Origin of the sequence: Zobellia uliginosa, assembly GCF_900156625.1 — a bacterium.
GTDB classification, from domain to species: Bacteria; Bacteroidota; Bacteroidia; order Flavobacteriales; family Flavobacteriaceae; genus Zobellia; species Zobellia uliginosa.
Genome location: NZ_FTOB01000001.1, coordinates 1,108,478 through 1,123,343, shown reverse-complemented (window position 1 = coordinate 1,123,343; position 14,866 = coordinate 1,108,478). Strand labels below are relative to the sequence as shown.

Genomic DNA, 14,866 nt, shown 5'->3' with positions numbered 1-14,866 from the left:
GTCTTGAATTAGGTTGGAACACATTTCTAGGTGTTCACTAGCCAAGTTTTGTTGTTCATACATATCTTGTTTTAAGTTAAAAAGTTGAAAGAATTCATTTTTTTGAAGCATCTTTTTGATACTAAATACTACTTGCCAACAGCGACCGTTTTCGAAAGACAGTTATATCGTCTGAAATTTCTTCTCAGGAATGCTTGAGTCCTCTGTAACAATGTTTTTTAAATACTTATTCATAATTCTGTTCCTACCTTTCCTAAGCATACGGTTGTCCCTTATCATTATCCCTATTGAAGAATCACACATTAAATCTGTTCTAAAACCAGGGAACCATTGTAAACTGTTGACTCATGTATTTGTATAAGATGTAGATGTTTTACCACCATTGTTCCCTGAGCCCGAGATGCTTGAACCATCCAACATAATTTATAGGATGTAAAGCCTTTGAATTGCAATTACGTTTTTATCTTGGCATAGATAGAATTGATGATTGCGATTTATTTAAATTTAAGCCCAGGGTAATCATCGCCATATTTATATATGCGATATAATCTTCCCCAACCTTGCACTCTATAATCTTCAACTTTCTTCCCATCAGGTGTTACCTCTATAATGTATTTATCATACGCACTATTGAAAATGGTGTTACCGTTAGGCATTCGTTGAACTCCGCTCATAAACGGAGAATAGAACCAGGTTTTATCTGGGTTGGCCCAAGACCAAACTACTTTGGTTTTCTTGTTCGGGTCAAAGTTCCCAGTTTCATCCATTGGAAGTTTAACTTCCAATATATCGGAGTACGTACTACCAAAACCCGTAGTTTTCGTTTCTTTGACGAATTTGCCATCTAGTGTGCGACGTTGGCCATTATTAAAAATTAGGATATTGCCCGCGCCAGGCAAACCATCTGGTATCCAATGCACGTTGTGTTGCCAATACAATGTTGAATTGTCTCGAATGTCTTTCCCAAATGCTTCATCATTGCCCCAACGGTAAATTATGTCGCCTCCTTTTTTATATTTTCCTCCTGTACTGCCTGCAGCTTCTTCGGTAGTGGTACTATGATCTATAATCCAAAATTCTCCATAAGTCGGGGAACTCAACATAATTAGGTCTAAGTCCGCATTATAATCTACTGTATTTAGATGAAAAAATTGTCCAACGTTATATGGTACGTCTTTGTCTAAATCAAGGTAGTTTATATGTATTTTACCAGAATCTGTTATGTTTCCGAAGTTTTGTTTCTTAGGATATTTATTTTGAACTAGATGGTCCCAACTATTCCATTGCCAGACAATTTCGGTACTGCCGTCTACTAGGTTTGGTTTCAATTCTAACACATTACTCATCCAAACGAGCCCATTTTTCTTAGTCTTATCCTTGGTTATCATATAGGCGGCCCTTTTACCTAAATCTGCATTCCAACCCATTGCTTTAGCTTCTTCAACCGTGAAGGCGTTATGTCTAATCGCTAAAATATTCCCGTTTGGCAATGCTTCTACATCATGATGAAAACTATATTTTTCGGCTACACTCATCGTAAAGTCCCATAGAATATTTCCTTCCCAATCAACCAATTCAATAGTCGACGTAGCACCTACAGGGAATTTTTTGTCCTTATGCCAATGATGTTTGCTATATGTTCTTAATAATTGACTATTGGGTAAAAGATAGGCGACAGAAGCTTCAGGGGAGTATCCGTTATGTTTCCATTCATGAACCTTTTTTCCCTTTTTATCTAACAAATAGGTTTTATCTGATTGTTGGGTTAATGTGGCATCACCTGATTCATGTATCAATGTATAACCTTTGTAGGCATGCTTGTTCTTTCCTGGGGGAATAGGACCGTCGAGCTCCGTTGTATACCCCCTAAACCTTCTCCATGTTTTCAAAGGCATTCTAGAATTACTAAAAAGCGGAAAAAGAGGAGGTTTGTTAAATTCTATTTCCTCTTTACTGATATGCCAGTTGCCATCGGCATCTAATAATTTTAATGAGGATGAAGCATTTTTAATTTCTTCTGCGGATATGATAACATCACCATTTACGTCAATATAATTGGTAATATTATGATTGCGTACTAAAGGTAGTTGTTCTTCCCATGCACCTATTTCATTTGAATCTAAAATTCCATCGCCATTTTTATCTAACTTTAATAGTTGTTTAGGTGCCGCAAGTACCTCTTCGATAGAAAGGTCACCATCACCATTACTGTCAACTGCATTTGGGACGGTCATTAATCTGAAAACAAGTTTTTCCAATTCAGGAGGTCTGGGTTTCTCTTTTATTTTTTGAGAAGTCCCAAAATGACAAATAAAAAGAGCTAGTATTATAATTGTTTTTTGCATTATATATTTTTTTTATAAAAACGCTATATCTTAAATGGTTGGAGGGGTGTTTCTACAAACTAAAGACCGACCCTCACATTGAACATTGCAAACCTTCTTAATTCTGGCAGGTTAACAAAGTGAGAGTATTTTTCGTCAAACAAGTTTTGTACACTTAATCCGAAATCTACTTTGGCTTTTTCATTGAACATTAACGTTTTATAGCCAATTCTAGAATCAACAATGGTACGGGCGGGGTTTACTCCTGTGAATACTCTACCATCACCTTGTTTGCCTTCGTACTCTGAGGCATAGTTCATACTAATAGAACCATAGAAACCTTTTTCGCCACCGTACCGTAAACCTAGGTTTACTCTACTCGTCGGTGAATTAAGGTAGAACTGATAGTTTTGATTTGTTTCGCCAAGATCTTCTGGTGTCCAGATATTTTTAGATACGTATGAGTAATTTGTAGAACCAATCAATTTTGGTGTAATATAATACGTCAGTCCGATATCGGCACCTATGTATTTTGCAGATTCGTTACCAAAAGTTGGAAAACCGGCATCAAACTCCCATCCGTTGGCCTGTGCCAAATCGGAAATGACCAACCCGTAGCCAGGAGCACTACTGTTGCTAGGTGTACCTAGTTGGCTGTATAGAGCATTGAGCAGGGCATCCCTATCATTGCCAGCCGGTACTTGTGCTTCTATTTGTGCTTGAACATTGGCTAAATTTAATTGCGAACCTGGTGAGATGGGTATTGATCCTGCAGGTTGGAAATTTTCGGAAATAGAATAATATAAATCAACATTAATCTTAAGTTTCTCTTCGAGAACGGTGCTATATCCTATCTCAAATTGATTTACGGTTTTCAACGAAACTTTAGGCTGTCCGGCCTGGTTTATATTGGAGATAGGCCCCGTGGACGCACCTACACCGGCTGCCCCTGGCCCAGAGAACACAGAAGATGTTAATTGAGAATCAATAGTACCTGAAACAGAAGGCGCCGTAATACCGGCATTTGTCGCCAAAGCATTTACAATATCTTGAAATTGATAAGTTCCTGCTCCGGTTACATTCCCAAAAGCGAACTTGGTTACTGGGTTATTATAGGTAACAGGAGTTCCTACCCCAGCAATATGTGTTTCGGGAAAAGTGGAAGGAACAGGAATTGGAAAGTCTAACCAAGTCCTTAATTGACTTTGAGATTCGAACGCCCTACTAAAGCTCAGCCTAAGACCAGTTTTATCACTTGGATTGTATACCATGCCAATTCTTGGAGAAAATGCGGTTTCTTTGTATGCCGAGTAATGATCAACCCTACCCGTTGCACTTACCGCCAGTTTGTCGGTAATTTTATATTTACCAGAAATATAGCCCCCATAGATATTGAAAGAATTATCTCCTCCATTACTTTTGTCGTTAATGCCATAAACAGCTGGAGACTCAATTGAAGGGCTTATTTTTGAATCTGCACCTACGATCATTCGGAGATTGTCGTTTGTGTTAATAGTGTATTGAGCGCTAATATCATAATAATCGGTTGCCCCAATTGGATCGGTTACCCGTGTTTCATTGATACCGTCTCCATCTCTATCTACATTGGGCGGATTACTATAGCCTACAGTAAAAATGTGATTTTTTAATCCGTTAAGGTTGCCATCACTATCAATGTTTCCGAAACTATGGCGGTGATAAAGTGCAGCGAAGAAATTACCGGCATCAATTCTTAACTGCTGTTCGTATCGCTGCATACCTCTATAATTCTGTCCTGTTTGATTTCTTGAATTACCCACAGATCTAGCAAGAGAAAACAGGTAATTCAATTTTACCTTATCAGAGAACTTATAAGCCAAAGTACCTTCTACAAACCAATTGCTTACTTCTTGGTCTAAATTTTCAACATTATAGAATGTTTTACCGCCCAATGTCTCCATATTTTTTGGTCTAACGACAGGGTTGCCATTGGCATCTATAAGACCTTCGCCTGCAATTGCAAAATCAGTTGATTTTGAATATGATGTTAAAAGTTTCCAGCCAAACTTTTTACCGTTGTTACCAGCATATCGTAAACTATAATTGGTTGCACTTCTGTCTCCAACACCTACCGCAACGTCTAAGCCAGGGTATTTAAATGGGTCTTTAGTAATAAAATGTACCACACCAGAGGTTACATTTGGCCCGTACAAAGCACCGACCGGACCTCTAACTACTTCTACCCTGGCAATGTCTAAGGAGGACAATGAACTGTTTCGTGATTCTGTTGATTTATCAACGGGTGTTGTTAATGGCATGTAGTCTTTTAATATAAGCGTGTTCGTTTCATTTACAGTGGTAGATCCTCTCAATTCTATATTTGAAAACTGGGTACCACTTCGCACCAAATTAACCCCTTGTACATTTCTCAATAATTCTGTTGGATCTCCGTTCGATGGTGTGGCCGCTATTTGCGCAGGACCTAATGAAGTTACCGAGGCCACGGCTTCAATAACTTTTTCTGGAGCCCTGCTAGCGGAAACTATTACCTCTTCTAACATCTCTCCCTCTGCTAGGGTAATATTGCCAACATCACCTCCCTTTTCTACTATTACATCTTTAGAGTTGAAACCTATATAGGAAATAGTTAACGTTATCGGTAAAGGCAGGTCTGTTGAAAATTGAAACTTGCCATCAAAATCGGTTGCTATTCCGTCGGTTGTTCCTTTTATGATCACAGTTGCCCCGATTAAGGGTTCATTTTGCACATCGGTAACCGTCCCATTAATTTCTGTTTGCGCCAAGGCATTACCGGTAAAGATCACCACAATAAAAAAAATCATTAAGTGTTTCATAAGTAATAGTTTAGTTGGAATTGTCAATTGGTTTTGTTCTATATATGAACAAATGTTTTTATTTCGGATAAATATTATTATTAATTAATTAATATGCAAATATTTATGTGTTAAAATTAAAAATATAGCATTTACTGATGATTTTTTTGCCGATAACTCAATAGTATTTATATTTGTTCGAATAATTTATTTTTGTTTAAAATTGGATATAAAGAAAACGGATTACGTACAGTCATTAGACAAAGGTTTAAAGGTTTTAACGGCTTTTTCTGCGGACAGAAAGTCGATGACATTATCTGAAGTTGCCGAAATAACCGGATTAACAAGAGCTGCCGCAAGAAGGTTTCTGTTGACTTATTGTTATTTAGGCTACATGTCCACTAACGGCAAATATTTTGAATTAACATCAAAAGTGCTCGACCTGGGGTATCGGTATATGTCTTCTCTTGATATTTCCGAATTAGCCGGTCCTTTAATGAGAAAATTATCCCTTGAAGTTGGCGAATCTTGTTCTTTGGCTACTTTAGACGGCTTAGAAGTAATATACATAGCCAGACAGCAGGTGTCTAGAATCATGACGGTTTCACTAGGGGTAGGATCAAGATTACCGGCTCATGTAACTTCAATGGGCCGTGTTCTATGGGCCATGAACGACCTGCATTTAACAAATGCCCTTGATGACATAGAATACAAACAATACACCATTAATTCTATCATGAGTAAAGAGCATTTAAAAAGAGAACTGGAAAAGGTAAAACTTCAAAAATGGTCTTTGGTCGATCAAGAATTAGAAGCAGGTTTGCGTTCGATTTCCGCTCCAATTTTTTCTAAGGGCAACAAAGTAAAGTATGCTATAAATATTCTTGTGCAAACCAGTAGATTCAACAATGAGGAACTGATCTCTAATGTTTTACCCCATCTTCAAGCGACATGTGAAGAAATTAGTATAGCATTGAAAAAAAGTTCATAAGTAAGTTTTATAGTTAGTGAATTGAAGATTTTTATTGATACTAACTAAAGTGGGTATTTTATAATTTGATTATATAACTGGCGCTAAAGGTCTTAGTATAGTAGTTATCCCTTTCTAAATTCTCCTGGTGGTACACCCACCCGTTTTTTGAACAATCGACTAAAGTAGGCAGGGTCGTTGAAATTTAAAAAATACGATATCTCGGAAATAGAATAAGATGTATTCAACAGGTATTTTTTGGCTTCGTTGATAGTAAAATCCTGTACAACCTTTAGGGCAGAGGTGCCGGCAACGGTGTGGCAAACCCGGTTAAGGTGGGTTTGGGTTATTCCTAAAGCTTTTGCAAAAGTTCTGATACTAGGTAGGTTTTGGGCATGTTTTCTTATGAGTACTTGAAATTGTTGAAAATAGGCAAGGTTCTTGTTTTTGCTAATTAGGGCTTCGGAGGTGCTTCGTAAAGTGGAGCGATATAGTTCTAGATAAAACAACTCGAAATAAATTTTTAAGGCCAGTGATTTTTCGGGGGCCTCATCGAATATTTCTTGTTGTATTTTGGATTTCAACTTCAACAAGTCGGCCAACACTTCTGGTTTATTTTTTAAGTTTAAACAAGATAGCTTCCCCATTTCTTTCTTGATATACGGCTTTTCGGTCAGTAGTGTCTGAAAAAAAGATTGAGAAATAGTTATAACATCGCCAGTAATTTTGGGTTCAAAATTAAATCCGTGTAGTACATTGGATGGAACCGTAACAACACATGGTGCTTTTAAGTTGATTTTTTTTCCTTCGGAAAATAAAGTGCCCTCACTAGATTCAATAATGAAGATTTGTATCAAATTAGAATGAAAGTGCTCTTTGATCTCCCATGAGTATATCTTACTTCGTTCTTGTAAGGGTTCTAAGTGAATAAAATCGCTAACAAAAGATAGGTGCTGGTCCCCATACAATCCTCTAAACCGTAAAATGTTACTCATAATGTGTATTTAAAACAAGTGTATGCTATATATATAAATAGTATTAACCATTTATATATAGTAAGTTATGAATATATTTTTGGTATAACCAAAACATAAATGTTTAAAAAGTACAATAATAAAATAAATATGTCCAATAGTTCTTTTTATGATGCATATAATTTAGTCGGTAGAATAAAAAAATAGTTAGTCATGAGTGAAATGGCCCAACAGGGATTTGATATGGAAGTTCAGCCATCTTATTTGGATAAAGGTTATAAATCAACTCTTTTAAGGGCGCCATCAAGGGCCCTTGTTCTTCCAAAAAAGTCATTGTCCGAAAGTACGGGGCCCTTGTTCAAGGATTTTGAAATTGGAGCCTTGGACCATGATTTAACAAAAAATGCAATTAAGGTTGCCGAACCTTTAGGAGAACGTATTGTGGTACATGGTATCGTAACAAACGAGAAGGGGCAACCATTGCCATATACCTTGATAGAAATTTGGCAAGCAAATTCTGCAGGTAGATATGTACATAAAGTAGACCAGCATGATGCACCTTTAGACCCAAATTTTTTGGGTACGGGAAGATGTATGACCGATGCAAACGGTAAGTATAGGTTCTATACAATTAAACCTGGGGCATACCCTTGGGGAAACCACTACAATGCTTGGCGGCCGGCGCATATTCATTTATCCTTGTTCGGTGGGGCCATCTCTAGTCGATTGATTACTCAAATGTATTTCCCTAACGATCCATTATGCAAGTATGACCCTATTTTTAATGCCGTACCAGCAAAAGGGAGAGATTTATTGGTATCCACTTTTGATCTAGACCACACTGAGCCCAGTTTCGCTTTAGGGTATCGATTTGATATTGTTTTAAGAGGCGAGAACGCAACTCCATTCGAGAATTTATAACCTAAAATTATGAGTGCTAAAAAACTACAGACCCCTTCCCAAACCATAGGTCCTTATTTTGCATATGGATTAACACCAGGTCAATATGGTTATAATTTTCCCGGTATAGTGGATGGAATGATGGTTGACAAGAATGATGAAGGCAATGTTGTACAAATAATTGGAACGGTCTATGATGCCGAGGGTAAATCAGTTGACGACGCTATGCTGGAGCTTTGGCAGAATGATGGTGAACGTCGATTATTCGGTAGATATGGTACAGGTACGGATGAAGGCAATAAATTTTCCTTTACTACAGTGAAGCCAAAATCAGTAGATGGCCAAGCACCTTTTATCAATGTAATTATATTCATGCGCGGGCAGTTATTGCATTCCTACACACGAATCTATTTTGAAGACGAAGAAACGTTAAACGCTACTGATGAGACGTTGAACAGTATTCCAGAAGACCGTAGGAAAACCATAATCGCCAAAAAAGAAGACGGCCGCTATGTATTTGATATTTATATGCAGGGAAATCACGAAACCGTCTTCTTTCAATTATAATCAGAAAAATTGTTATGTCTCTATACGCTGAAACATTTTATACCAGAGAATTGTCTGAGCTCTTTGAAGACCGATATGCAGTCTCGCAATTATTGAGGGTCGAAGCTGCTTTGGCGATGGCTCAGGCAAAAGTGGGTATTATACCAGAAGCGGCGGCCAAAACAATTGTTGATTGCTGTGTGGTTGATGCCATTGATATTAATGCCTTGAAGAATGATGTGGTTTTAGGGGGCAATGTTGCAATACCCTTGGTTAAGCAGTTGACGAAACTTATAAAAAACAGTGATTTTGAAGCCTCTAAGTATGTTCATTTAGGGGCTACGAGTCAAGATATTATCGATACGGCCACTATAAGTACAAGCAAGGAATATATAGAATGGTTAGAAGTCAAACTAAATAGTCTCGAAACTATTTTGATTGATTTGACCAAAAAGCATATAGATACTATTATGATGGGGAGAACCTTGTTGCAACAGGCAAAACCCATGACCTTCGGCCTCAAAACAGCTGGATGGTTAGAAAGCATTTCCCGCAGCAAATCAAGATTATATGATTTAAAAAGTCGCCTTTTGTGTATTCAACTGGGCGGAGCTGTAGGAAGCGGTAATACCAATATTACAACCGATGTTCAATTGGTTTTTGCAAAATTATTGGGGTTATCACCATCGTTTCCATGGCAAACGCAACGTGATTCGTTGGTTGAATTCGCTTCTTTCTTAGGCATCCTATCAGGTTCATTGGGTAAAATAGCAAAAGATATTTCACTTTTAATGCAAACAGAAGTAGCTGAGGTTTTCGAAGGAGCTGCTGAAGGTAAGGGAGGCTCCAGTACCATGCCACACAAACGGAACCCCGTTGCTTGTGCACTTATATTGAGCAATGCCGCCCGAACCCCAGGTTTGATTTCTACCATGCTTTCTGCCATGCCACAAGAACACGAACGCTCTGCCGGGCTCTGGCATACCGAATGGGAAACTCTTTCGCAATTGATGAGTTTAACAGCAGGTTCGTTGGAGAAGGCGGTAGATTTAATTGGAAATCTAGAAGTAGATAAGGAACGTATGCTTCAAAACATAGAAATCACAAATGGTTTAATATATGCTGAAAAAGTGTCTTTCCAACTATCCAAAACTCTTGGAAAAATGCAAGCTCATGAATCGGTTAAAAAGGCATGTAAGATAGCTACCCAACAGAGAAGACATTTAAAAGAAGTGGTGTTGGAAATGCATCCGCAGATAGAAAATATCGACAAATTATTTCAACCAAAAAATGCGATTGGCAATAGCATCATTTGGGTTAAGAATCTATTAAAAGCCTATTCGTAACACTATGAAAACCAACTATAAAATACAAGGCACACCTAATAGTCCTGTTTTAATGTTCTCCAATTCTTTAGGGGCTACCATGGAAATGTGGGATGAACTGGTGCCGTATCTATTACCTTATTTCAGGGTGTTACAATATGATACCCGAGGTCACGGTCAAAGTGAATCTACGAAAGGCCCATATAGCATTGAGCAATTAGGAAACGATGTTATCGATCTTTTGAACGAACTGAACATTGACAAAGTGCATTTTTGTGGATTATCTATGGGAGGACTCATAGGTCAATGGTTAGGCATTAACCATCCAGAGAGACTAAATAAACTAATTATCAGTAATACCGATTCAAGAATCGGAACGGTAGAAAGTTGGAACGAACGCATAAAAACCATTACCGAAAACGGAATGACTTCTATTGTTGAGGGTACTATGGAGAAATGGTTCACAGATGGCTTTCGCAAGAACAAAACATCCCGTGTAGCAGAAATGACCACGATGTTTTTGGCAAACAAACCTGCAGGCTATGCGGCCTGTTGCGCTGCAATTGGTGCCGCTGATTTCAGGGAGGTTGTTAAAACGATATCTTTAGAAACCTTGATTATTACGGGTGATGAAGATGTGGTAACCAATGTAGCTGCTGCCCAAAAAATACAAAAAGAGATTCCCGGTGCAAAGATGAAAGTATTTCATGCGCGACATTTACCAAGTACCGAATTACCATTTGACTATGCGGAGACGCTTATCAACTTTATTGTGGGTGAATTCACTTTTGATAGAGGTATGCACGTACGTAGAACGGTCTTGGGCAGCGAACATGTAGATAGGGCGAACGGCAATAAAAACAAGTTTAATACCGATTTTCAAGAATTTATATCTCACTATGCATGGGGCGAAATTTGGACCAGACCAGGATTACCAAAACACCACCGAAGCTTAATAACGCTTTCAATGTTGATTCCTTTAAATCGAAAAGCGGAGTTTAAAATGCATGTAAAGGCAGCTTTCAACAATGGTGTATCGGCAGCTGAAATCAAAGAAGTCATATTGCAATCAGGTATTTATTGTGGCTTGCCAGCAGCTAACGATGCCATGCACTCTGCCGAAGAGGTATTTCAAGAAAATAACATCAAACTTTAATAGCACCACATGAAAAAAATTAAAACACAAGTAGGAATTATAGGAGCCGGTCCGGCGGGGTTGACATTAGCGCACTGGTTGAAAAGAAATGGAATTTCATCCGTTATTCTAGAACTTCGCAGCCGAGAATATGTTGAAGGGCGTGTTCGCGCAGGTTTGCTCGAACAGAACACTGTTGATATCATGAATGATCTGGGCTTGGCCGACCGCTTGAAGAAAGAAGGTATTGAGCACGATGGGGTTAATTTGAGTTTTGATTCCGAACGGGTACATATTCCTTTCGCCGAACTTACCGGAGGACGAAAAATCACTATTTACGGACAACAAGAAGTTGTAAAGGATATGACCGATGCTTGGTTGGATGCTGATGAAGAACTTTATTTTGAAGCCGGTGCTAGCGAAATTGTAGATTTTGATACAAAGAACCCGAAAATTCATTTTAAACATGCTGGTGAAGACGGAATTTTAGAATGTGACTTTGTTGCTGCTTGTGACGGTTTTCATGGTGTAGGTAGAAAGACAATGCCTAAAGACAACTATCGCTCTTATGATATCACCTATCCGTTTAGCTGGCTGGGTATTTTGGCAAATGTTGCACCTTCAACAGATGAACTGATTTACGCTTACCATGAAAATGGATTTGCCTTGCACAGTCTCCGTTCTGAAACCGTTAGTAGATTGTATGTACAAGTACCCAATGGAGAATCACCTGACGATTGGTCGGACGACCGTATCTGGAGCGAACTATCAACACGTTTGGCGACACCAGGATTTGAGCTTAAAGCAGGCCCTATATTCGATAAGAGTATTACCCCAATGCGTAGTCACATGATTGACAATCTAAGTTCAGGTCGTTTGTTTTTAGCTGGAGATGCTGCCCATATTGTTCCTCCAACTGGCGGAAAAGGGCTGAATCTAGCAATTGCCGATGTAAAACATTTGGTAGATGGTCTGGTAAGTTTTTACAAGCATAATTCTACAGATGACTTAGATAACTACACGCAAATGGCGCTACGTAGAATATGGAGAGCACAAGATTTTTCTAATTTCATGACCACACTTTTTCATAAACAAGAGGAACATGGTTCTTATAATTATAAGTTACAGAAGGCGAAATTCGATTACCTAAAAATGTCAAAAGCCAGTAGAACTACCATTGCAGAAAATTATGTAGGACTACCTTTTGAAACCTATGAATATTAGCGACAAACAATTATGAAAAAAGTTCCTATAATATCAGCCGAAAAGGCTGCAAGTTTAGTAAAGGATGGGGATGTTATTCTAGGCGGAGGCTTTGGTATGACGGGAAACCCTGTAAATATCATTCATGAATTGGCTAAAACAAAAACCAAAGATTTAACCTTTATAGCCAATAATGTAGGCGAACCTAATATGGGTGGTGGCCGTTTGTTGAATAACGGACAGTTGAAGAAAGTGATAGGTTCTTTTTTTACTTCTAACCGAGAAGCGGTCTTGGCTGCACAAGAAGGTCGCGTAGACTATGAATTACTGCCACAAGGCACTTTAGCCGAAGCCATAAGAGCAGGTGGCGCAGGCATTGGCGGATTTTATACACCAACTTCGGCAGGCACTCTAATTGCCGAAGGACGAGAAACTAAAATACTGAACGGTAAAGAACAGGTCTTTATTGAAGGTATACGAGGTAATGTAGCCATCATTCGTGCTTGGAAAGCAGATACGGCAGGCAATCTTCAATACAGAATGACCGAGCAGAATTTCAACAGAGCCATGGCTACCGCTGCAGATATCGTTATAGCTGAAGTTCAGGAGATTGTTCCTGTTGGAGAATTAGATCCGAATGAAATTCATACACCTGGTTGTTATGTCGATTTTTTGGTAGAACGAAAATTGACCGAAGAAGATTTAGGTTCTTCGGCATCGGTAGGTTCCTCCAAAGTAGTTGATGAAAAACGGATGAATATGGCGAAACGAGCATTTGCCGAATTGAAAAAGGGTGACGTGGTAAATCTGGGTATTGGCATTCCTACTTTAGTAGCTGACTTGATTAAACCAGAAGATGGTATTATACTACATACGGAAAACGGTATGTTAGGCGTTGGTCCTGAACCGAAAGATGGCGGTGGCGCAATGTTTTACCCGGTAAATGCGGGTAAAGTGCCAGTAACCGCTTTACCAGGAAGTAGTTATTTCGATAGTGCCGATAGTTTTGCCATGATTCGCGGCGGCCATATAGATGTTGCTATAATGGGCGGACTAGAAGTAGATGCTGCAGGAAATTTGGCGAATTGGACGGTTCCAGGAAAACCTCTACTAGGGGTTGGCGGCGCTATGGATTTGGCCTCTGGAGCAAAAAAATTAATAGTCACCTTAAGACATACAGATAGGGATGGGGCTTCTAAAGTGGTTGAAAAATGTAGCTTACCTATTACAGATTTCAACTGTGTAGATATGTTAATTACCGAATTAGCGGTCTTCAAATTTATAGCGGGTCAATTGACACTTGTAGAAATACTGCCTGGAAGTAGTTTGGAGGAGGTTCGTGAAAAAACTGAGGCAAAATTTGTAGAAAAATTATAAAAGAATGAAAGAAGCATATATAGTTGACGCATTAAGAACACCAATAGGAAGTTTTAGAGGTGCTCTGGCTCCAATCAGAGCAGATGATTTGGCAGCGATCCCCATAAAAGCTTTACTTGAAAAATATCCAAACTTGCCCAAAGATGTTATCGATGACGTTATTTTAGGGTGTCATAACCAAGCAGGCGAAGACAACCGAAATGTTGCCCGTATGGCATTGCTTCTGGCAGGTATTCCATATTCAGTACCAGGAGAAACGGTCAATCGATTATGCTCATCGGGTATGTCTACTGTAGTTCAAGCCAATAGAGCCATTAAAGCCGGTGACGGTGATGTTTTTATTGTAGGCGGTATGGAGCATATGTCTCGTGGACCCTACGTGATGTCAAAGGCTTCTATAGCATTTGGCAATGATTCAAAAATGGAGGATTCCAGTTTCGGATGGCGTTTTGTGAATCCTAAATTAAAAGAAATGTACGGTACAGATGCTATGGGCGTTACTGCTGAAAACTTAGCTGAGCTATTCAACATTAGCCGCGAAGATCAAGATCTGTTTGCATACAATTCTCAAATGAAAGCTTCCAAAGCACAACAAAACGGAATCTTGGCTGAAGAGATTTGCCCAGTAGATATTCCACAGAGAAAAGGAGATCCGATGGTTGTGGACCAAGACGAATTTATACGTCCTAGTACAACTTTAGAAAAACTATCTACTTTAAGAACCGTATTCAAAAAAGATGGTAGTGTTACAGCTGGTAATTCATCAGGGTTAAATGACGGTGCAGCTGCAATGTTAGTTGTTTCTGAAGATGCTTTGAAAAAGTACAATTTAACCCCAAAAGCAAGAATTGTGGCTTCTGCCGTGGTTGGTGTAGAACCAAGAATTATGGGAATAGGTCCTGTTTATGCCACCAAAAAAGCCTTACTAAAAGCTGGTTTAAAGTTAAGTGATATGGATGTCATGGAGTTCAATGAAGCTTTTTCCTCGCAAGCATTAGCTTGCATACGTGAACTTGGTTTAGCTGATGACGATACAAGAATAAATCCTAATGGAGGTGCTATTGCTCTAGGGCACCCTTTAGGAATGTCAGGCACTCGCATTATTCAGGCTGCAACAAATCAATTAATTCGTTCCGGTGGAAAATACGGATTGGCAACTATGTGTGTAGGCGTTGGTATGGGTTACGCTATAATTATTGAAAATGTCAAAAAAAACAGGAATTAAACAATAAAAGACCTAAATCCCTTAAAACATTTGACTTATACTAAATTACAGATTCGACTATTAAGTTAAGCACA

Annotated in this window: 11 protein-coding genes; 8 read left to right on the top strand and 3 right to left on the bottom strand. The window is 38.8% G+C overall.

Features of this window, described 5'->3' with window-relative positions; translation table 11 throughout:
• Positions 1 to 494: 494 nt before the first annotated feature.
• The gene (locus BW980_RS04680) at positions 495 to 2,345 is read right to left on the bottom strand and encodes an aryl-sulfate sulfotransferase (RefSeq protein ID WP_076453728.1); all 1,851 of its coding nucleotides are present in this window, start codon (positions 2,343 to 2,345) and stop codon (positions 495 to 497) included.
• Positions 2,346 to 2,404: 59 nt separating this feature from the next.
• Positions 2,405 to 5,158, bottom strand: coding sequence for a TonB-dependent receptor (locus BW980_RS04675; protein WP_083690346.1), 2,754 nt, complete (start codon positions 5,156 to 5,158; stop codon positions 2,405 to 2,407).
• 202 nt (positions 5,159 to 5,360) lie between these two features.
• Between BW980_RS04675 and BW980_RS04670 the strand changes: the two genes are divergently transcribed.
• The gene (locus tag BW980_RS04670) at positions 5,361 to 6,128 is read left to right on the top strand and encodes an IclR family transcriptional regulator domain-containing protein (protein ID WP_076453726.1); all 768 of its coding nucleotides are present in this window, start codon (positions 5,361 to 5,363) and stop codon (positions 6,126 to 6,128) included.
• Positions 6,129 to 6,232: 104 nt separating this feature from the next.
• Here BW980_RS04670 and BW980_RS04665 read toward each other — a convergent pair whose 3' ends face one another.
• Positions 6,233 to 7,102 carry a helix-turn-helix domain-containing protein gene (locus BW980_RS04665; protein ID WP_076453725.1) on the bottom strand — a complete coding sequence of 290 codons (870 nt, stop codon included), beginning with the start codon at positions 7,100 to 7,102 and terminating at the stop codon, positions 6,233 to 6,235.
• A 192-nt stretch (positions 7,103 to 7,294) separates the two neighbouring features.
• Here BW980_RS04665 and pcaH point away from each other — a divergent pair, with 192 nt between their 5' ends.
• The 7 genes from pcaH to pcaF are packed head-to-tail and all read left to right on the top strand — an operon-like array spanning position 7,295 to position 14,792.
• Positions 7,295 to 8,002 carry a protocatechuate 3,4-dioxygenase subunit beta gene (gene pcaH, locus BW980_RS04660; protein WP_076453724.1) on the top strand — a complete coding sequence of 236 codons (708 nt, stop codon included), beginning with the start codon at positions 7,295 to 7,297 and terminating at the stop codon, positions 8,000 to 8,002.
• A 9-nt stretch (positions 8,003 to 8,011) separates the two neighbouring features.
• The gene (gene pcaG / locus BW980_RS04655; RefSeq protein WP_076453723.1) at positions 8,012 to 8,548 is read left to right on the top strand and encodes a protocatechuate 3,4-dioxygenase subunit alpha; all 537 of its coding nucleotides are present in this window, start codon (positions 8,012 to 8,014) and stop codon (positions 8,546 to 8,548) included.
• Between the two features lie 14 nt (positions 8,549 to 8,562).
• Positions 8,563 to 9,873 carry a 3-carboxy-cis,cis-muconate cycloisomerase gene (pcaB, locus tag BW980_RS04650; RefSeq protein ID WP_076453722.1) on the top strand — a complete coding sequence of 437 codons (1,311 nt, stop codon included), beginning with the start codon at positions 8,563 to 8,565 and terminating at the stop codon, positions 9,871 to 9,873.
• Positions 9,874 to 9,877: 4 nt separating this feature from the next.
• Positions 9,878 to 11,008, top strand: a complete 1,131-nt coding sequence (pcaDC, locus tag BW980_RS22765; protein WP_076453721.1) for a bifunctional 3-oxoadipate enol-lactonase/4-carboxymuconolactone decarboxylase PcaDC — start codon at positions 9,878 to 9,880, stop codon at positions 11,006 to 11,008.
• A 9-nt stretch (positions 11,009 to 11,017) separates the two neighbouring features.
• Positions 11,018 to 12,211 carry a 4-hydroxybenzoate 3-monooxygenase gene (locus BW980_RS04640; protein WP_175609847.1) on the top strand — a complete coding sequence of 398 codons (1,194 nt, stop codon included), beginning with the start codon at positions 11,018 to 11,020 and terminating at the stop codon, positions 12,209 to 12,211.
• A gap of 12 nt (positions 12,212 to 12,223) precedes the next feature.
• Positions 12,224 to 13,567 (top strand): 3-oxoacid CoA-transferase, encoded by a 1,344-nt coding sequence (locus tag BW980_RS04635; RefSeq protein WP_076453720.1) that lies wholly within the window; start codon positions 12,224 to 12,226, stop codon positions 13,565 to 13,567.
• A gap of 4 nt (positions 13,568 to 13,571) precedes the next feature.
• A complete protein-coding gene (pcaF, locus tag BW980_RS04630; RefSeq protein WP_076453719.1) occupies positions 13,572 to 14,792 on the top strand; it encodes a 3-oxoadipyl-CoA thiolase in 1,221 nt (406 codons plus the stop codon).
• Positions 14,793 to 14,866 lie beyond the last annotated feature (74 nt).

Bases quoted from the DNA above. Each gene is read 5' to 3' on its own strand.
- BW980_RS04635 (WP_076453720.1), top strand. From the start codon at position 12,224: ATGAAAAAAGTTCCTATAATATCAGCCGAAAAGGCTGCAAGTTTAGTA.
- pcaG (WP_076453723.1), top strand. From the start codon at position 8,012: ATGAGTGCTAAAAAACTACAGACCCCTTCCCAAACCATAGGTCCTTAT.
- pcaF (WP_076453719.1), top strand. From the start codon at position 13,572: ATGAAAGAAGCATATATAGTTGACGCATTAAGAACACCAATAGGAAGT.
- BW980_RS04665 (WP_076453725.1), bottom strand. From the start codon at position 7,102: ATGAGTAACATTTTACGGTTTAGAGGATTGTATGGGGACCAGCACCTA.
- pcaB (WP_076453722.1), top strand. From the start codon at position 8,563: ATGTCTCTATACGCTGAAACATTTTATACCAGAGAATTGTCTGAGCTC.
- BW980_RS04675 (WP_083690346.1), bottom strand. From the start codon at position 5,158: ATGAAACACTTAATGATTTTTTTTATTGTGGTGATCTTTACCGGTAAT.
- BW980_RS04640 (WP_175609847.1), top strand. From the start codon at position 11,018: ATGAAAAAAATTAAAACACAAGTAGGAATTATAGGAGCCGGTCCGGCG.
- pcaH (WP_076453724.1), top strand. From the start codon at position 7,295: ATGAGTGAAATGGCCCAACAGGGATTTGATATGGAAGTTCAGCCATCT.
- pcaDC (WP_076453721.1), top strand. From the start codon at position 9,878: ATGAAAACCAACTATAAAATACAAGGCACACCTAATAGTCCTGTTTTA.
- BW980_RS04680 (WP_076453728.1), bottom strand. From the start codon at position 2,345: ATGCAAAAAACAATTATAATACTAGCTCTTTTTATTTGTCATTTTGGG.